Annotated in this window: 15 protein-coding genes; 8 read left to right on the top strand and 7 right to left on the bottom strand. The window is 63.2% G+C overall.

The annotated features are described in order from the left end of the window. Positions 1-57: 57 nt before the first annotated feature. The 3 genes from RSE14_RS01295 to RSE14_RS01285 are packed head-to-tail and all read right to left on the bottom strand — an operon-like array spanning position 58 to position 3,483. A complete protein-coding gene (locus RSE14_RS01295; protein WP_324075448.1) occupies positions 58-1,017 on the bottom strand; it encodes a plasmid partitioning protein RepB C-terminal domain-containing protein in 960 nt (319 codons plus the stop codon). Further along, the gene (locus tag RSE14_RS01290) at positions 1,010-1,909 is read right to left on the bottom strand and encodes a plasmid partitioning protein RepB C-terminal domain-containing protein (protein WP_069310093.1); all 900 of its coding nucleotides are present in this window, start codon (positions 1,907-1,909) and stop codon (positions 1,010-1,012) included. Before RSE14_RS01290 ends, RSE14_RS01295 begins: the two co-directional genes overlap by 8 nt. Beyond that, positions 1,909-3,483 (bottom strand): recombinase family protein, encoded by a 1,575-nt coding sequence (locus RSE14_RS01285; RefSeq protein ID WP_083234627.1) that lies wholly within the window; start codon positions 3,481-3,483, stop codon positions 1,909-1,911. Before RSE14_RS01285 ends, RSE14_RS01290 begins: the two co-directional genes overlap by 1 nt. A gap of 120 nt (positions 3,484-3,603) precedes the next feature. On the opposite strand from RSE14_RS01285, the gene RSE14_RS01280 reads away from it, so the two are divergent. The 3 genes from RSE14_RS01280 (at position 3,604) to RSE14_RS01270 (ending at position 4,913) form a co-directional block, all read left to right on the top strand. Next, on the top strand, positions 3,604-4,224 hold the full coding sequence (locus tag RSE14_RS01280) for a hypothetical protein (RefSeq protein ID WP_069310091.1): 621 nt from the start codon (positions 3,604-3,606) through the stop codon (positions 4,222-4,224). Between the two features lie 123 nt (positions 4,225-4,347). Then, positions 4,348-4,629, top strand: a complete 282-nt coding sequence (locus tag RSE14_RS01275; RefSeq protein WP_324075447.1) for a type II toxin-antitoxin system RelE/ParE family toxin — start codon at positions 4,348-4,350, stop codon at positions 4,627-4,629. After that, positions 4,626-4,913, top strand: coding sequence for a type II toxin-antitoxin system RelB family anti-toxin transcriptional regulator (locus RSE14_RS01270; protein ID WP_083234626.1), 288 nt, complete (start codon positions 4,626-4,628; stop codon positions 4,911-4,913). Before RSE14_RS01275 ends, RSE14_RS01270 begins: the two co-directional genes overlap by 4 nt. A gap of 589 nt (positions 4,914-5,502) precedes the next feature. Here RSE14_RS01270 and RSE14_RS01265 read toward each other — a convergent pair. Next, positions 5,503-7,866, bottom strand: a complete 2,364-nt coding sequence (locus RSE14_RS01265) for an EAL domain-containing protein (protein ID WP_324075440.1) — start codon at positions 7,864-7,866, stop codon at positions 5,503-5,505. Positions 7,867-7,956: 90 nt separating this feature from the next. Continuing rightward, positions 7,957-8,418, bottom strand: coding sequence for a DUF3429 domain-containing protein (locus RSE14_RS01260; RefSeq protein WP_324075438.1), 462 nt, complete (start codon positions 8,416-8,418; stop codon positions 7,957-7,959). A 76-nt stretch (positions 8,419-8,494) separates the two neighbouring features. Here RSE14_RS01260 and RSE14_RS01255 point away from each other — a divergent pair, with 76 nt between their 5' ends. Next, positions 8,495-9,268: an SDR family NAD(P)-dependent oxidoreductase gene (locus RSE14_RS01255; RefSeq protein WP_324075436.1), complete on the top strand. Its 774-nt coding sequence runs from the start codon at positions 8,495-8,497 to the stop codon at positions 9,266-9,268. Positions 9,269-9,337: 69 nt separating this feature from the next. Continuing rightward, positions 9,338-10,717, top strand: coding sequence for an ABC1 kinase family protein (locus RSE14_RS01250; RefSeq protein ID WP_324075434.1), 1,380 nt, complete (start codon positions 9,338-9,340; stop codon positions 10,715-10,717). On the opposite strand, the gene RSE14_RS01245 is transcribed toward RSE14_RS01250, so the two are convergent. Further along, a complete protein-coding gene (locus tag RSE14_RS01245; protein WP_324075431.1) occupies positions 10,714-12,474 on the bottom strand; it encodes a DUF885 domain-containing protein in 1,761 nt (586 codons plus the stop codon). The two genes, RSE14_RS01250 and RSE14_RS01245, sit on opposite strands and share 4 nt — an antisense overlap. Before the next feature lie 162 nt (positions 12,475-12,636). Between RSE14_RS01245 and RSE14_RS01240 the strand changes: the two genes are divergently transcribed. Then, entirely contained in the window at positions 12,637-13,137 is a 501-nt protein-coding gene (locus RSE14_RS01240) for a low molecular weight protein-tyrosine-phosphatase (RefSeq protein WP_324075429.1), read from the top strand. Here RSE14_RS01240 and recG read toward each other — a convergent pair. Next, positions 13,134-15,197 carry an ATP-dependent DNA helicase RecG gene (gene recG / locus RSE14_RS01235; protein WP_324075427.1) on the bottom strand — a complete coding sequence of 688 codons (2,064 nt, stop codon included), beginning with the start codon at positions 15,195-15,197 and terminating at the stop codon, positions 13,134-13,136. The genes RSE14_RS01240 and recG overlap by 4 nt on opposite strands. 71 nt (positions 15,198-15,268) lie before the next feature. Between recG and RSE14_RS01230 the strand changes: the two genes are divergently transcribed. Both RSE14_RS01230 and mfd read left to right on the top strand, forming a co-directional pair. After that, on the top strand, positions 15,269-15,547 hold the full coding sequence (locus RSE14_RS01230) for an FAD assembly factor SdhE (RefSeq protein WP_324075425.1): 279 nt from the start codon (positions 15,269-15,271) through the stop codon (positions 15,545-15,547). A 60-nt stretch (positions 15,548-15,607) separates the two neighbouring features. Beyond that, a complete protein-coding gene (gene mfd / locus RSE14_RS01225) occupies positions 15,608-19,123 on the top strand; it encodes a transcription-repair coupling factor (protein WP_324075423.1) in 3,516 nt (1,171 codons plus the stop codon). Positions 19,124-19,127 lie beyond the last annotated feature (4 nt).

Raw genomic sequence — 19,127 nt, 5'->3', positions numbered from 1 at the left:
CACAGTGCGGCTTCTCCCATGGTCCCCGCGCTTATCGGGTCCGGGTCCCCATCACACTCAATCTTGAATTGGCAGCGTGGCTGATGCCGGCGCGATCGACTCCATTTCCGCGATCCGCTGGAACTCGCTGAGATATTCCTGGTGATGCTGAGAAAGCCACCGAACGATGAGGGCATTACTTAGGAGCTTGACCATGTATCCGCGCGCTACGGTAAGGTGCAGGTTGTCGATGCCGTAGCTGTCTTCGACCGATTTCACCTGCGTCTGCAGGGCTGCAAGCTCCCGCTCCATTCGAGCGATCTGCTGGGCCGTCGGGCCATTCGCATCGGCCTTCTTATCTTTCTTCGGTTGCTTCGCGAGCTGATCGTCCGGCGTTGCGGCCAGAAGAGCTTTTGCGAACATCAGGCTAAAATTGTTCTGACCGACCATCAGATCTGCCGCTTCGATTTGCCGCGTGGGTGACATGCGGCGCAAAATGTCGAAAGCGTTCATCGGACAGATGGTGTCTTTCAGTATCTCCGCGGCCTCGGGGCAGATTCCATCCAGTAAGCGAAATTTGCGGTGTATCGACGCGACATCCAGCCCTAAAGCCTCGGCTATCACGGTCGGCGCCACCCCTCGCTCTACTGCTCGCGCGATCATGCGATGTTCCTGAAGAGGCGGCAGGCGATTTACACGCTTGTTGTAGGTGTAAGTCTCATCGTCGGTCGCCACGAGACAATCGACCGTTTCGGTGCCGAGCTCTTTGAGTGCCTCGATGCGCAAGTGCCCATCGAGCAGAAAGTACCGCCCAGAATGCTGCGTGTCAGCGATGATGACTGGCGCTTCAACCAACCCGATCGCTTTGATCGAATTTACAATTTGGGCATATTTCTTGCTCTCGCGAATACCTTCGCGGAGCGACTTCAACGGCACAATGACAGAAATCGGGACTGAAACGGTCTGGCGTTCAAAAGCCAGATGAACGTCTGGATCGTCAGAAGCTTCGATAACGTGCTGAGGGAGCCAGTCAGCCATCCAGGCCTCCCGCAATCTTGATAGCAAGCGCCCGTGGCATGGTTTCCAGACCCTCAGCCCTTAGTAAGGTGGTAAACCCCTCGTCGCTCAGGAGATCTTTGATAGCCTCGACAACGAAAAGAAGGCGGGTCTGGGTGAAGTCAGATTTCTTCACGAGCAGGCGCTGTTTCTCGGCTTCGCGTTGATAGACCTGCAGCAGGTCGTTTGCCGTTATGCGGCGGTTGCCACCGCGCGAACCCGACCGGCCTGAATGAATTCCTTTATTCTTGCTCCGCAGGCGCCGATCAAGCAGGCGACGGACAGATGCGAGCTTTTTGCCTTTCAGTTTCCCCGATTCATAGGCTTCGAGCAGAAGGTTTTGAGCCTCTTCTGTTTCAGCCTTTGCCACCTCCATGGCCATCGTTATCGGTATGAGACCAGTTTCAACTGCCGACAAAAGTCGATCCTCGCCGCGCTCGAGCAGCGATACTACCATGCTGACCCAAGAGTTATGGACACCGATCTTCCGGGCGATATCAGCCTCGCTGTAGCCCCGTTTCCTGAGTTCGCCGATTTCCTTCATCACATCGATCGGGCGCTGAACCCGGCGCGCGATATTCTCGACCAAGCTCATGACGAGGCATTCATTCTCAGCCGCCTCGATCACGACGGCCGGGATTTCCTCCTGTCCCAGCATCTGAAACGCCTCAAGGCGCCCTTGCCCGCAGACCAAGTCATATCTTGGCCCACCCGGCCCCTGCCGCAAGCTGACTGTGATCGGCCGTTTCAAGCCGATTGCCTCGATATTGTTCACGATTTCACGGTGCTGCCGCTTGTTGCGGGAACGGGGGTTGAGCACGTTAATCCGTGAAATCGGAATCATCTCGATCTGTTGCGAGCCCATTTCGGTCATCAGGCAGCCTCCGCAATGCTGACTGGGGCGGCAATTTCATAGAGGTAGTCCAGGGTGTCGAAACGATAGGCGTCGAGGCTCAGGCCATTGTCTTCGGCCATCCTTAGCCGCTCGGAGGTTACGTCGATCCGCGGGAACAGGTAGAAATCGAGCGGCGCCCTATTGTCTATGTCCATGCGCACCACGATCGTGATGTCTGACATGGCTGATGTGTCGAAGCGCATCTTCCAGCGCAGCAGGCCCGTTGGCGTGACTAGGCATCGGACTATGACGATCGACAGGCTGAACTCGCCATTGACGATGACGCTGTCGGAAGTGAGATCCTGCCAGGCATCGCTGCCCTGCCCACGCAGCCCGTCCAGTACCTGCCTGAGAACATCGGGATGCATCTGGCGCAGGGTTCGATTGATCGCGACGTACCGGTAGTCCCGGTCTGGAGTGAACCCCACCAGGCTATAGGCTCTCAGCAGGCTGCCGAAACGGGAGCTATAGGCACTGCTTGAGGGCAAACCATCGCACTCGTCGATGACGATCCCCGAGAGCAGGCCTTTGCTGGCATAGAGCCCGCGCAAGGCTTCCAGCATTTCATCATCTGACAGTCGGAACGAACGCGCCGCAATGATCGAATGGGCAGCTTCAAACAGATCCCGCTCTACGATGCCCTCGAACGCACCCTGAGACCGAATCCACATCTCGGGCGCATTCTGTACGCGCTTCTTCTTCAGTTTGAACGAACGGCGGTTCCAAACGTTGTCGCCGACATATTTCTCATTGATCAGTAGCTGGTGAACGGTGCCGCGGGTCCATGGGCGGTCGAGGTCGGTCAGGATCCCCCTGGCGTTGAGGTCTTCCGCGATCTCGCGCTCACTGCGGCCTCCATGCACGAAGGCGTGATAGATCTGACGAACAGTATCTGTTTCCTCTTCTGGGCCCGGCGTCAAAATAACCCGGTCGGTTTGGATGCTCTTGTGCTCGCCGCGCCCCAAAACGCCTTTGATTGCTCCACTCTCGTCGATCAGGGTTCGGCGAAGTCCAAAGCCCGCAGGGCCACCCTGGCGGTAGCCTTTCTCGATCAGCCTGCCCTGCCCAGCGAACACCTTGGTTGAGAGCTCTCGGCTATATTCCCCTGCCATGGCGCGTTTGACGCCTTTGACGATAGTCGAAACTGGACTGCCATCGTTCTCGAATTGCTCCGCGCAGTACTGGACTGCAATCCCAGCGCGCTTGCAGATGTACTCGTAGTAGGCGCTTTCATCCGCGTCCTGGAAACGCCCCCAGCGACTAATGTCGTAAACGAGAATCATGGTGTAGTCGGCTAAGCCAGACTGAACATCATCGATGAGTTGCTTAAGGGCGTCGCGCCCTTCGATCTTCAGGCCGCTCTTACCCGCATCCGCATAGGTACGAACAATGTCGATACCCCGCGCAGTGGCGTAGTGGCGGATCGCATCTGCCTGGTTCTCGGTCGAGTATTTCTGGTGGTCCGTGGACATACGGACATATTCAGCCGCCCTTACATTGCGCCCTGTTTGTTCAGGGCGCTTCCCCCCGTCCTCGTAGTGCCAGTTGCTCAACTCACGCCCTTTCAAATTAAGCCGCCGCAGCAGTCCAGGGCGTCCACCAGCTGCAGTCCGATCAGCGCCTCTGCCTACCGTTCCGCACACACGCGAATGTAACGGGGGAAAGGACGGAGGATGTTGCCGAAAAAGGGCAAGATGTTGCACCTGTGGGTGGGGCTGGCGAAGTCGCCAAAGGACTATGCCGAGTTGATCGCGGACGCTTTGAAAGAGGAGCATGGCGACACGCATCGATCAGTCAAAACGATCATGGGCTGGACCAACGCAAGTGAGCGCAGCGTCAAGAATTGGCTGAGCGGCGAATCCGGGCCAAGCGGGTATTTCTTGATGAGACTTTTCGCAAAATCGGCGGCCGTCCAGGCACTGGTTTTGGAGCTGATTTCCGATGCGAGCGCCCAGCCGCCAACGCCGCAAGTGACCGCTAGGATTGATCTTGGAACCGATGATCGACCGGGCACAGAGGTCGAAACCGGCACTGATTATGGTGACATTATTGGTGACATTTATGGTGACATCGATGTCACCATAAATTGTGCCGAGTTTTCCGGACTTAACCCGAGACAAGAATGGTTTCTGGAGCGAGTCGCACGAAATGAGAAATGCACCGCCGAGGACATCGCCAACCATTGGCAGGTCACGCTGAGAACCGCGAAACGTGACATAGGGGTGTTGCGGGACAACGGTAGAATCATCTTTGTCGGATCGCGTCGCCTGGGACGGTATGTAATGCTGGAATGAGGTGACAGCGCGCCCAGCCATACGTCATTGACCTATGGGTCATTGACGTATAAATAAGGCTTCATGACCACTTTACAGACCGTCGTGGAGCTGCCCGAGTTCCTTCGACGGGCGAAGGCCATCATGACCGAGGCCGAACGCCTCGGTCTTGTGAACTATATCGCGGCAAACCCGGATGCGGGAGTGTCTTTGGGCGGTGGCCTACGCAAGGTAAGGATCCCCCGCGAAGGCGGTGGCAAGAGCGGCGGATACCGGACCATCTACGTTTTTGGCGGCACGCACATGCCCATATTTCTGGTCACAGTGTTCGCCAAAAATGAGAAAGACAATTTGACCAAGGCCGAACAGGCAGCAGCGATCCAGCTAAGCAAGATCCTGGTCGATACCTATGGAGGCAGCCAATGAACGCACATGACAGCATTATGCAGGGTCTTAATGAGGCTCTTGCCTTTACCCAAGGCCAGCATGTCGGCTCGAATGTCCATCACGTCGAGGTGCCTGCCGTCGATGTCGCCGCCATCAGAGCGAGAACAGGGCTGTCGCAAGGCGCATTCGCCCGAAGCATTGGTGTAGCCAAGGGCACATTGCTCAATTGGGAGCATGGCCGACGTCGCCCGACTGGTCCGGCCCAGGTGCTGCTAGCCATGATTGAGAAGAAACCATCGTTGGTAGCAGAACTACTGCGTTAGGGCCGGCCAGTCAGGGCAACAGAACCTTCTCACTGCCTGCACTAACACGGGCATGCCTATTTCTTGGCTACAATCCAGACGGTTAATTTTATTACACCACTGTTATTATTGAATTTTTTACTGGAGACAGTTCGCTATCGGGCTGCTATCCACGACCAATTTCGGCTTTGGCCGCGCTCGTTCCTGACATGCCCGTTGAGGGCCGGAATTCACTGTCCTGCGCCAATGCGCGGGGGGCCCTGCGCGCTGCCGAAAACGCGCCGTCACACCCGCTTTTCGCGACCCCGTAGCCAGCCCCAAAAGGTTAACGCGCTGATTTTTGGCGAATCGCCAGAGGCTGGAATCGCGAGTCCCAAAACGGGATTCGCAGGTCTTTCGGGCTGGGCCATGCCGCATCATGCGAGACGGCGCAGGTCGCGCGATTTCCGGACGCAGGCAACAAAAAAGCCCCGGTTTCCCGAGGCTTCCTTGTTTCGATCGAGTCGGCAGCTTAGCGCTTGCCGAACAGATCAGCGATCCATTCCCACATAGTTGCCTCCAAATAGCTACCAACCAGCTAGAGGCATATTTAACACAAAATTAACCTTAATCAACCGTTAACTACGTTTCTTCCCTCAGCCATCATGCCCAGCAGCTCGGCCATGGAGATCGCCCGCGCGAACAGGTAGCCCTGCGCCTGGTCGCAACCCATGGCGCGCAGAGCCGTGGCGACCGCCTCGTCCTCGACCCCTTCGGCCACCACCACCTTGCCCAGTGAATGGGCAATCTCGATGGTCGCACGCACCACGGCGCGGCTTTCTTCCGAACTTGCCATGTGCTGGACGAACTTCTTGTCGATCTTGAGCTCGGAGCTCGGCAGCTTCTCGATATATTCGAGGTTGGACTGGCCGGTGCCGAAATCGTCGATCGAAAGGCCGATGCCGCGCTGCTTTAGCGCTGCAATCTGGGGCGCGATCAGCTTGTCCTCGAGCTTGGCCGTCTCGGTCAGTTCGAGCGTGAGGTTTTCCGCCGGGAAGCCGATGCGGCCCAGCATCGTCATCATGTCGAACAGCAGATCGGTGTTGCTGAGGCTCTTGGCCGACATGTTGACCGCCAGCTTGAAGCCGGGATCCACAGCAATCGCGCGGCGGCCTTCGGTAAGCGCGGCTTCCATCACGATCAGGGTCAGTTCGTTGATGCGATCATTGGCTTCGGCCGCCAGCACCAGCTCCTGCGGGTTGACGAAGTCCTGCCCTTCCGGCTTCCAGCGGATCAGCGTTTCGGCCCCGACGATGCGGCCTGTGGCGAGATCGATCTTGGGCTGGTAGGCCACCCCGATCTTGCGCTCCCGCAGGCCCTTTTCGAGCACACGCATGATTTCGAGGCGGTGGTTGCGCGCTTCGAGATAGGCGGCATCATTGATGATGAAGCGCACCCCGCGGCTGGCGGCCTGATCGGCGGCCTGCATCGCCTTCTTGATGCGCTGGCCGAGCGGCAGATCATGGTTGGTATCGATCCCGATCGCCGGTGCGCTGCTGGCTGATTGCCAGTCGTGGCTGATCGCGGTCTTGAGCATCAGCGCCAAGCCATCGGCATGGCGTTCGAGGCTGGCGGCATCCATCCTGGGCGCAAGCCACACAAGGCTGTCGCGCTCGAAAGCGACGTCGCCCACCTCGCCCGGACCCTTCACATAGGTGATCAGGGTGTTGACGAATTCGCCCAGCTCGCGCTCGCCCCAGTCTTCCGACATTTCGGCAAGGTTGGCGATCTTGAGTGCGTAGACATCGAGCTCGGCGCCGACCTTGTCCAGCCCCAGTGCGCTGGTGGTCATCGCGTCGGCCTCGCTGCTGTAATACTTGCGCGAGATCCGGTGGAAACCGAAAGCCGCAGCGATCACCGCGAGCACCCCCGAAAGGATGTCGAGATTGATCCCCGCTTCATCGAGGAACAGGGTGATCGCAGAAAGGCCGATCACGGCAGCCCAGAGCGGCTTGTACGAGCGCGACTGGCGCAGGGCCTGGAAAAGGATGGCGATCCCTGCCACGAGCAAGGCCGGATACCACATCAGGTCAACCGGAGTGCTGCGCTTGAGGGTCTGGGCGCCGAGGATGTGAAAATAGGGTCCGGCGACCTTGCCGTAGAGGGGATGACGGAAAACGTCGCTGGATTCGATGTAGGTTGCGCCGACGATCACGTTCTTGCCGCGCAGCTTGTTCGCTCCAATCCGGCCGCGCAACACATCGGCATAGCGATAGGTCGGGATGTCCTTGGGATTATACGCGAAATCGGGCCGATAGCGCACCGGCGGTCCTTCGTAATCCGCCAGCACGGCCGAGATCGAGGGATAGGTGCCGCCCGCCAGTTCCACCTCGGTCGGGAACACCACCGAAAGGTTGAACGGTGCCGAAAAGCCCACCATCGCCGCCATGTTGGCATGATCGCGGAACATCTTCTGTGGGACGATCGCATCGACCTTCTGGAAGGTGAATTCGAGTTCGGGTGTCATCCCGAGCCAGACCCTGCCCTTGTGGCGCTCGAGCGTCTCGGCAAACTGGGCGTCTGCTTCAGGCGTCTCGGGATCGGCATGGGCACGGTCGAACACGACCTTCCGAACCCCGGCGGCCACCAGACGGTCGATCAGCTCGCTTTCATGCTTGCGGGTGGGAAGCGCCACACCGAGCTCGTTAAGCGTGGCGTCATCGATCGCGATCATCGCGACATCCTGCGGCACCATCCGCGCCCGGACCTGCGAGCGGGCCAGCCGGAAAGCATCCTCGGCCGGCAGCGGCATTTCGATCGCGGCGGAAACAATGCCGAAGATAATGGCGAAGATCGCCACCTTCACGCGCTTGCGACGGAGCAGTGACTCGCCCGATTTGAGCGACTTGTCTTCGGTGAGCGCAGAGACACCGGACAAGGCGCCGCCGAGGCTGCCGCGCAGCATTCTCTTCAGCGATGGCATACGAGCAATCATCAAGTTCCCGGGGTCCGCGTTGAAAACCGGGGTTTTGCCTAGATGAGAATGGTTAATTCATCGCCAACGATGCCCGCTGGCCAGTGCGGACTAGACGCCCATCGCCTGCCCCGCAGCCAGACCCAGCGCAATCGTCAGCCCACCGAGACCCAGCGAAAGGTGCCAGCGCAGCCGCAGGAAATCGGGCGCGGCAAAGCCGAGCGCGCGGTCGATCAGCGGCGAGGCGAGGATCAGCGCGCCAAGGTAGAGCAGCGCAGGACCAGGCCAGCTCCACCCGAAAGTCCACGGCAGGAACAGCGCCACCGCCAGCAGGCTCGGCGACACTGCGAGGAGATAGGCGCCGGTGCTGGCCCGCCCCGATTGCACCGCCTGTCCCCACCACACTCCGCCAAGGAAGCTGAAGATCGCAGCCGCGTAGGCAAAGCCGCCGGCCATCGCCGAATAGCGCCATTCATGGCCCGACAGCACCATGGCAAGGCAGATGATCTGAGGGGTGAGCCCGGCATATCCCAGAACGCGAGCGGCGGGAGAAAGCGAAGATTGTCCGTCCATGGCGGCTCAAAACCTGTAGCGCCCAAGCGTTCCCGCGCGCTTGCACAGGATAGCCGTTTGCGCCACTTGGAGAGCCATGGAACTGTTCGATCTCACCGGCCGCACGGCCATCATCACCGGCGGCAACGGCGGCCTCGGTCTTGCCATGGCGCGCGGTCTCGCCAAGGCCGGGGCCAATGTCGCGATCTGGGCGCGCAATGCCGACAAGAACGCAGCGGCAGTGGAGGAATTGCGGACACTGGGCGCGGGCGATGTGCTCGCGCTGACCTGCGATGTGGCGGACGAGGCTGGCATCGAACAGGCGATGGAGCAGACGCTGGGCGCCTTCGGGCGGGTGGATGTGTGTTTCGCCAATGCCGGGATCTCGGGCGCAGGCACCGCCATCCCCGACATCACGGCCGAGGGCTGGGACCACACCATGGCGGTCAATACCCGCGGCGCGGCGCTGGTCTACAAGCATGTGACCCGCCACATGATCGCACGCGCGAAGGACGGCGATGCGGGCGGCAAGCTGATCGCCACCTCCTCGGGCCAGTCGATCATGGGGGTCAACCGCTCGTCCGATTACGCCGCCTCCAAGGCCGCGCTGAACGGCCTCACCCGCGCCGCCGCCTTCGAACTGGCGCGCCACCGGATCACCGCCAACGCGCTCCTTTTCGGCTATTACGAGACCGAGATCACCGCCAAGGCCGATCCCAAATTCGGCGAATGGATGAGCCGCCGCATCCCGCTGCGCCGTCCGGGCGATCATGCGGGGCTGGAGGGACTGGCAGTGTTCTTCGCCTCGCCCCATTCCGATTACATCACCGGCCAGTGCCTGCCCGTTGACGGGGGCCTGTGCATCTCCTGAGCCGGAACAGGCCCGCAGCCCGAACGTTAGCCGCCTGACGCCCCCGAAAGATCAAGGCCCCCTCACCCCGTGTCCGACGACGACCAGATCCCTGATTTCGACAAGCTCCCCGAAGACCGCTCCCGCCAGCGCGCCGTGCCTGCGGGGCGCGTGGCGCGGCTGGGCACCTTCGGGCGGCTGGTGGGCGGCGTGGCGGGCGGCATGGTCGCCGAAGGCGCAAGGCGGCTGGCGAGCGGCGATAGCATCTCGGCGCGCGACATGATCCTCACCCCCGGCAATGTCCAGCGCCTTACCGACCGCCTCAGCCACCTGCGCGGCGCGGCGATGAAGATGGGGCAGATGATCAGCCTTGATGCGGGCGATTTCCTGCCGCCCGAATTGTCGCGCATCCTCGCCACCCTGCGCGATCAGGCCAATTTCATGCCCACCCGCCAGCTTGACGCCGTGCTCAAAAGCGAATGGGGGCCGGACTGGCGCAAGCAATTCCGCTGGTTCAATCCCCGCCCCATCGCCGCAGCCTCTATCGGTCAGGTCCACAAGGCGCTGACCCGCGATGGCGAGGAGCTGGCGATCAAGGTGCAGTATCCCGGTGTCGCCCAGTCGATCGATTCCGATGTCGACAATGTCATGACGCTGCTCAAGGTCGCAGGCTTTGCCCCGCCCGAGTTGGAGATGGGCAAGCTGATGGCGGCCGCCAAGCAGCAGCTTCACGAGGAAGCCGATTACGAGCGCGAGGGCGCGCAGATGGCGCTTTACCGCGAGCAGCTTGCAGGGGTGGACGGCTTTGTCGTGCCGCGCCTCCACGAAGGGCTGACGCGCGGATCGATCCTGGCGATGAGCTTTGAAGAGGGCGTGAGCATCGAGGAACTCGGCAACGAGAGCCCCGAACGCCGCGACGAGGTGTTTGCCCGCCTGATCCGGCTCGTCACGCGCGAGCTGTTCGATTTCGGCGTGATGCAGACTGACCCCAACTTCGCCAATTTCCGCTACCGGCGCGAGACGGGCGAGATCGTGCTGCTCGACTTCGGCGCCTGTCGTCCCGTCGATCCGGCCGTGGCGAACGGCTATCGCAAGATGCTGCTGGCCGGGCTCGAGGGCGATGCGCAGGAGGTCCTCGCCGCCACCATCGAGGCCGGCTTCATGATGCCGATCGTCGCCGAAAAGCACCCCGAGCGGGTCAATCGGATGATCGATATCGTCATCAATGAAATGCGCGCGGATGCGCCCTTCGACTTCGGCGATCGCGCCTTCATCCCGCTCCTGCGCGAGGAAGGCTGGGCGATCGCGCAGGACAAGGACACCTGGGCCTTCCCGCCGATCGAGACCCTGTTCGTGCAGCGCAAGGTATCGGGCACCGCGCTGCTCGGCGCGCGCCTGAAAGCCAGGGTCAACATCCGCCGGATCACCGAAGAGGTGCTGGCGAGCACCCAGCCAATGCCGGTGGGCTAACCAGCGGTCTTCTTCGCAAGCCACGCATCGACGTGGCTCTCCAGCACCGATAGCGGCACAGAGCCGTTTTCGAGCACCACATCGTGGAATTCGCGAAGGTCGAACTTCGCACCCAGCCGCTGCTCGGCGCGCGCGCGCAATTCGCGGATCTTCAGCTCGCCAACCTTGTAGGCCAGCGCCTGCCCCGGCCAGGTGATGTAACGATTGACCTCGGCATCGATATTGGCCGCGCTCAGCGCCGTGTTATCGCGCATGAAGTCCACCGCCTGCTGCTTGGTCCAACGCTTGGAATGGATGCCGGTGTCCACCACCAGCCGCGTCGCCCGCCACATCTCGTAGGACAGGCGCCCCATTTCCTTGGCCGGGGTGTCATAGAGCCCCATCTCGATCCCGAGCCTTTCGGAATAGAGCCCCCAGCCTTCGACAAAGGCGGTGAAGAAGGTGCCGTTGGCGCGCAGCGGATGGATGTCGAGCTCCTGCTGGAGCGCAATCTGCAAGTGGTGCCCCGGCATCGCCTCGTGCACGCCGAGCGCTGGCAGTTCCCACAAGGGCCGCTGGTTCAGCTCGGTGGTGTTGACGCGGTAAATCCCCGGGCGTCCGGCAGCAAAGGAGCCGGGCTCGTAATAGGCCGTGGTGTTGCCCGGAGCGTTGGCGGCGGGGATCGGTAGCACGGTATAGGGCTGGCGCGGCAGGCGGCCGAACAGCTTGGGCAGGAAGCCGTCGATATGCTTCGCCAGCGCGGCGGCGTGCATCATGTAGGCGTTCGCATCGGTGAGGTAATACTGCGGATCGGTGCGCAGATGCTGGATGAAGGCCTCACGCGTGGTATAGCCTGCCGCCTTTGCGACCTCTTCCATCTCGGCCCGGATGCGGGCGACTTCGGAGAGGCCAAGCTGGTGCACCGCATCAGGGGTCAGATCGGTGGTGGTGTAGCTCTTCACCCGGTTGGCATAATAGGCCGCCCCGCCCGGGGTTTCGGAAATCCCCGGCAGTCCGGCGCGGCACCTGGTCTCGTATTCCTTGGTGTAGAAATCGAGAAAGTCGCCGATTGCGGGCGTGACGATCTCGCTCATCGCCAGCGCGGCGCGATCCTGCAGCGCTTGCCATTCGGCCTCGGTAATGGAATCCGGGCGGCGGGCGAAGGGCTTCCAGAACACCGTCTCGCGCGGGTTATCATCGAGCAGCGTGACGACCCGGTCCGACAGCCCCTTCATCGGCTCGCACGGCTGGGTCAGCCCGCGCGCCACTGCCTCGCGGCTGCGGGCGATACCATCGGCATTGATGCGTCCGAAGGCTTCGAGCCGCGCGACATAGCTTTCATAATCGGCGCGGGTGAAGAAGGGCGAGCGCTCGGGCAGACCGGCAATCGAGAGAAACCACCCGCCGCGATTGGTGAAGATCACATAGCGATCGTGATCATGCTGCGCGGCTTCGAGTTGCGCGACCAGACTGCTGCGCAGCACTGCGCGATCGACCTTCAGCGCTTGCGGCAGGGCGTCGGCGTCGATCGCGTCGAGCCGCGCCAGAAAGGCCCGCGCCTCGGCCAGCGAGCGATCATATTCGGCCAACGAGAGATCGCCGAGCTTGCCGTCGCCGCGCCGGTCTCCGACGCTGGTGGCAAGCCCCGGTGAACTGTCGAGGGTGGCCTGCCACATCGCCTCGCGCAGCGCCTCGTAATCCTCGACCGGACCGGCCTGCAGCGGCGCTGCCGTAAGGCTCGCCCAAATCCCCAATGTCGCCAGCCGCGATGCGCGCATGATCTGTCCCCTTCCCGATGGTGGCAGGCGGTGTGCAGACATTGCCGCGAATAATCCAGATGCACGCGTCCGAAATGATGGGCAAAGGCATGGGTAAAGCACGACAATGTCTGAAAAAGTTCAATCTTTTCTGCCGCTCGTTTTCTGCTATAGGCCGCAGCCATGCATGGGAGGGGACACCATCAAATCGCTGTGCTGTTCGTGTGTCTTGGCAATATCTGCCGGTCACCGATGGCTGAAGGCGCGTTTCGTGCGGCGGCAGCGCGGCACGGGCTGGAGTGCGATGTGGATTCGGCCGGAACGGCGACCTACCACATCGGCAACCCGCCCGATCCGCGCGCGATTGCCACTGCGCACAGCAATGGCGTGGACATCACCGTGCAGATCGCCCGCCAGATCGCGCGCGAGGATTTCTACCGCTTCACCCATATCATCGTAATGGACGAGGCAAATCTCGCCGGTGTCCGTTCGCAGGCGCCGCGCGATGCCACCGCCAATATCGCCATGCTGATGGACGCGCTGGAGGGCAGCGAGGGCGCGCAGGTGCGCGATCCTTATTACGGTGACGAAGCCCTGTTTGCCGAGGTGTGGGACGAAATCTCGGCAGCGGCCGAAGCGCTGGCCCGCCGCTTTGTCGAAGAGGGCGTTGCAGTCCGGCTCTAGCCGCCCCGCAGCAGCTGCACGCCCCAGTCCCGTTCGAACAGATAGAGCAGCAACCGCGCCGCCTCGCCGCGCGGGGAGGTAAGGCCGCCGTCGCGCTCCATCAGCAGACGGGCATCGGCATGGGCAGCGGGCAGCAGGCGCTGCACCTGATCGAGGCTGGCAATGCGGAACGCCGCCTCTCCCGATTGCCGCGTGCCGAGCAGCTCGCCCCCGCCGCGCAGGGCAAGGTCTTCCTCGGCAATGCGGAACCCGTCCTGCGTCTCGCGCATCAGCGCCAGCCGCGCGCGGCCCGTCTCGGACAATTCGCCTCCGCGCAGCAGCAGACAGACGGATTTCTCTGCGCCCCGCCCCACCCGGCCGCGTAGCTGGTGCAGCTGGGCGAGGCCGAAACGCTCGGCCTGTTCGATCACCATCAGCGTCGCCGCGGGCACATCCACGCCGACTTCGATCACTGTCGTGGCAACCAGCAGCTTCGCCCTGCCGCTGGCGAAACGCTCCATGTTGGCGTCCTTCACCTCGGGGCGCAGCTGGCCGTGGACCAGCACGATATCCTCGCCGAAGCGCTCTTTCAGCGCGGCATAGCGCGCTTCGGCGGCGGCGATATCGGCCACCTCGCTATCGCGCACCATCGGGCACACCCAATAGGCCTGTTGCCCGCCCGCCAGATGCCGCGCGAGGCCTTCTACGACATCCCCCATCCGCTCCTGCGGCACCACGCGGGTGTCGATCGCCTGCCGCCCCGGGGGCAATTCGTCGAGGCGGCTGACATCCATCTCGCCATATTGCGCCAGCGTCAGCGAGCGCGGGATCGGGGTTGCGGTCATCGCGAGCGTATGCGGCGCGCGGCGACCCTTGGCGGCGAGCGCCAGCCGCTGCGCGACGCCGAAGCGATGCTGCTCGTCGATCACCACGAGGCCGAGATCGCGGTAGGTGACGCTCTCCTGAAAGATCGCATGGGTGCCGACCAGAATGTCGATCGAGCCATCGAGCAGGCCCATCAGGATCGACTCGCGCTCGCGGCCCTTGGCCCGGCCCGTGAGCAGCGCGACTTCGGCACCCGTAGGCGCGGCGAGCTTGCGCAGTGTCTCGAAATGCTGGCGCGCAAGGATTTCGGTCGGGGCGAGAAGTGCTGCCTGCTTGCCCGCCTCGACCGCGATCAGCATGGCATTGAGGCCGACCACGGTCTTGCCCGCGCCGACATCGCCTTGCAGCAGGCGCAGCATCGGGGCCTCCTGCGCCATGTCGCCCTCGATCTCGGCAATCGAGCGCGCCTGCGCGCCGGTGAGGCCGAAGGGCAATTGCAGCTTGGCGCGCAGGCTCCCGTCACCGGCCAGCGCCTGCCCCTTGCGGCGGCGCCCTTCGGCTTTCACCAGCAGCAGCGCGAGGCTGTTCGCCAGCAATTCGTCATAGGCGAGGCGGTCACGCGCCTTTTCCTCGGTGCTCTCGTGGCCCGCCAGCAGCGCCGCGCGCCAGGCGGGCCAGCCGGTTTGCGCCAATTGGCCGGGTTCGATCCATTCGGGCAGCTCGGGCAACCGCGCCAGCGCCTGATGCGCAAGTGCCGCAATGCGCGGCTGGGTGAGGCCTTCGGACAGGCGATAGACCGGTTCGGACAGCCGCTCCATCTGCGCCGCGCTCGCCTCCTCGATATGGTCGGGGTGAACGATCTGGAGCATGTCGCCATAGCGATCGAGCCGCCCGGCCACCCACCGCGTCTCGCCCACGGGGAGCAGTTTCTTCGCCGAATAAGCCGCCTTGCCGAACCAGCTCAGCGAACAGACATTGCCCGCACGGTCCTGCGCCAGCACGCGGTATGGCCCGCGGCTGCCGGCACGCGGCGCGCGGTGTTCCACCGGCGTGAGCGCGATGATCACCTGCTCGCCCTCGCTCGCGCTATCGAGATCGGCGATCGCGCGGCGGGTGACGAAGCGTTCGGGCAGGTGGTAGGCGAGATCCTTGACCCGCGTCAGGCCGAGCTTCTCAAGCGGCTTCATCAGCTTCGGCCCGACGCCTTCCAGCGTCTGGACTTCGGCAAACAGCGGATTGAGAGCCTCGGGGCGCATGGGCCTTCGCTATCACTTGGGCAGCGTCATTGCGAGTTGAAGCGGCGAAGACCTGTGGCTAGATGCGCCCCATGAGTGACACGCCCTCCTTTGCCCAGCGCCTCGCCCGCGCCAAGTTCCGCGCCTGGCACCGCGGCACGCGCGAGGCCGATTACATGATCGGCGGCTTCTATGACCGCTATCATGCCAATTGGGCCGAGGCGGAACTCGCATGGTTCGAAGCGCTGCTCGATGAAGACGATGTCGATGTCATGGCCTGGGCGCTCGGCACCGCCGTGCCGCCGGCGCATATCGCGGGCGATCTGCTGACGGTGATGCAGAAGCTCGATTACGTCGACATTCCGCGCTAGGGGCCGGGCACCGCACGTCCGGCGGGAACCGCTGGGCCAAGCGATGCTTGATGGAAACCAATGCCCGATCTGAACCGCATCCTTGCCACCCGTGAGCCGCTGACCCTGTCCTCGCTGCCGCGCGGGAGCCTGCCGCTGGTGCTGGCCGATCTCGCGCGCGCGGCGCAGGGGATAAAGGGCGGGCAGCGCGCGGTGTTCATCGCGCCCGATGAAGCGGCGATGCGCGTGGCGGGAGAGGCTGCGCGCTTCTTCGCGCCCGAAGTCGAGGTGATCGAGTTTCCGGCATGGGACTGCCTGCCCTATGACCGCGCCAGCCCTGCGCTCTCGATCAGTGCCGAGCGGCTGGCCGCGCTGCACCGATTGCAGAACCCGGCCGCCTCGGCGCAATTGCTGCTCACCACCGTCAACGCCGTGCTCCAGCGCGTGCTCACGCCGTTCCGTGTGCGCGAATCCGTGCGCGAGTTTCGTGTCGGCACGCAGATCGGGCACGAGAGCCTTGCCGCGCTGCTCACCCGGCAGGGCTACAGCCGCACCGACACGGTAATCGATCACGGCGAATTCGCGGTGCGCGGGTCGATCGTCGACATCTTCCCCTCCTCGCTCGACAATGGCCTGCGGCTCGATTTCTTCGGCGACGAGCTGGAGAGCCTGCGCCTGTTCGATCCCGCCACCCAGCGCACGGTGGAACGGATCGACAGCCACCTGCTGCTACCCGCGTCCGAAGCGCTGGTGGACGAGGACAGCATCAAGCGTTTCCGCACCCGCTACCGCGAAATGTTCGGCGCCCATGCCACGCAAGACCCGCTCTACGAGGCCGTGTCGGACGGGCGCAGGCTGGCGGGGATGGAGCACTGGCTGCCGCTGTTCGAGGAGCGGATGGCGAGCCTGTTCGATCACCTTGCGCCCCATGATCTGGTCGTGATCGACCAGAGCGCGCTGGGCGCGGCGGAGGAGCGGCTTTCGGATATCACCGATTATCACGAACAGCGCGGCCGCATCGCCAGCGAGCGCAAGGGAAGCTACCGACCGCTCTCGCCGGACGCGCTCTATCTCACCCGCGCCGAATTCGATGCGGGCCTCGCCAAGGCCCCGGCCCACCGCGCCACCGGCTTTGCCGCCGAAGCGGGCGCTGGCACGATCGATTTCGGCTTCCGTTCGGCCCGCGATTTCTCGCCTGAACGCGGGCGGGGCGAGAACGTCTACGAAGCCGCCGCCGCACACTTGAAGGCGGTTGCCAAGGCGGGCCGCAAGCCGCTGTTCGCCGCCTATTCCACCGGCAGCGCGCGGCGCATCGCCTCGATCCTAGAAGAGGCCGGCGCGCCGACCGCTGTGGCGGAAAGCTGGCAGCAGGGTCTCGGCCTTGCTGCAAAAGCCAAGGTCGCGGTGGTGGTGCTGCCGCTCGAGACGGGCTTTGCGGGCGAGGCGCTCGAACTCCTCACCGAGCAGGACGTACTCGGTGACCGGCTGGTGCGGCGCAAGAAGAAGCGCAAGGATTCCGACGCTTTCCTCGCCGAACTTCAGGCGCTGTCGCGCGGCGATCTGGTGGTCCATGTCGAACACGGCATCGGGCGCTATCTGGGCCTCGAAGCCATTCCAGTCGGCAAGAGCCAGCACGATTGCGTCGCGCTCGAATATGCGGGCGGCGACAAGCTTTTCATTCCAGTCGAGAACATCGACGTCCTAACGCGCTACGGCTCGTCCGAACACGCCGTCGCGCTTGACCGGCTGGGCGGCGAGGCATGGCAGCGCCGCCGCGCCAAGCTCAAGGAGCGCATCACCGCGATTGCCGGCGAGCTGATGCAGGTCGCCGCCGCGCGCGCCTTGCGGCAGGCGCCTGTGCTGGCGGCGGAGGATGCCAGCCTCAACCAGTTCGTCGACCGCTTCCCCTGGGCCGAGACCGAGGATCAGGAACGCGCCATCGGCGATGTGCTGGGTGACCTCGAAAGCGGCCGGCCGATGGACCGGCTCGTCTGCGGCGACGTTGGCTTCGGCAAGACCGAAGTCGCTCTGCGCGCCGCATTCGTTGCCGCCATGGCCGGCCAACAGGTTGCCGTCGTCGCCCCCACCACGCTGCTCGCCCGGCAGCACTACCAGAACTTTGCCGAGCGTTTCGCGGGTTTTCCCCTGAAGGTCGGCCGCCTCTCGCGCCTTGTCAGCGCCAAGGAAGCCGCCGAGACCCGAGAGGGACTGGAAAGCGGGCAGATCGATCTTGTGGTCGGCACCCATGCGATCCTGTCCAAGACCACGAAGTTCAAGAACCTCGGCCTGGTGATCGTCGACGAGGAGCAGCGGTTCGGCGTCACCCACAAGGAAAAGCTGAAGCAGCTGCGCGCCGACGTCCACGTCCTCACCCTCACCGCCACGCCGATCCCGCGCACGTTGCAGATGGCGATGAGCGGCCTGCGCGAACTCTCCACCATCCAGACCCCGCCGGTCGATCGCCTTGCGGTGCGCACCTATGTGATGGAGTGGGACGACATGGTGATCCGCGAGGCGCTGCTGCGCGAACATCACCGCGGCGGGCAGAGCTTCATCGTCGTGCCGCGCATCTCGGACATGGCCGATGTCGAGGAATGGCTGCGCGAAAACGTTCCGGAAGTGAAGTCCGTCTCCGCCCACGGGCAGATGAGCCCCGGCGAGGTCGAGGACCGGATGGGTGCCTTCTACGATCGCAAGTATGACGTGCTGCTCTCGACCACGATCGTCGAAAGCGGGCTCGACATTCCCTCCGCCAACACCATCATCATCCACCGCGCCGACCGCTTCGGCCTCGCCCAGCTCTACCAGCTGCGCGGGCGCGTGGGCCGGGCCAAGCTGCGCGCCTATGCCTATCTCACCCACGAGAAGGACGTGGCGCTTTCGGAAGTGGCCCAGAAGCGGCTGAAGGTGCTGGGCGATCTCGACAGCCTTGGCGCAGGCTTCCAGCTGGCGAGCCACGATCTCGACATTCGCGGCGCGGGCAACCTGCTGGGCGACGAGCAATCGGGCCATATCCGCGAAGTCGGCTTCGAGCTCTATCAGGCAATGCTGGAGGAGGCGATTCTGGCGGCCAAGGCGGGCGAGATGGGTTTGGATCGCCCCTCGGACAAGCTCACCCCGCAGATCACGGTCGATGCGCCGATCATGATCCCGGAGGACTACGTCCCCGATCTCACTGTGCGCATGGCGCTCTATCGCCGATTGAACCAGGCCGAGGGGCAGAACGAGATCGAGAGCCTTGCTGCCGAAATGATCGACCGCTTCGGCGATCTGCCGCAAGCCACCAAGAACCTCATCCGCCTCATCGAGATCAAGCATCAGGCGATCACCGCCAATATCGCCAAGATCGATGTGGGCGCGCGCGGCACGCTGGTGGCGTTCTACAAGGACGACTTCCCCGATCCGGCAGGCCTCATCGCCTATGTCGCGCGCCTCAACGAAGGCGGCAAGGATACCGCCAAGCTGCGCCCTGACATGAAGCTGGTGATCAACCGTGCCTGGGGCGATCCGCTCAGCCGTTTGAACGGGCTGTTCCAGCTGACCAAGGGGCTCTCGGGGATCGTGAAGAAAGCCGCAAAAGCGAAGAAGGCGGCGTAAGCGG

This window comes from Erythrobacter sp., assembly GCF_035194505.1.
Lineage (GTDB): Bacteria > Pseudomonadota > Alphaproteobacteria > Sphingomonadales > Sphingomonadaceae > Erythrobacter.
This window is presented reverse-complemented; position numbering and strand designations above follow the sequence as displayed.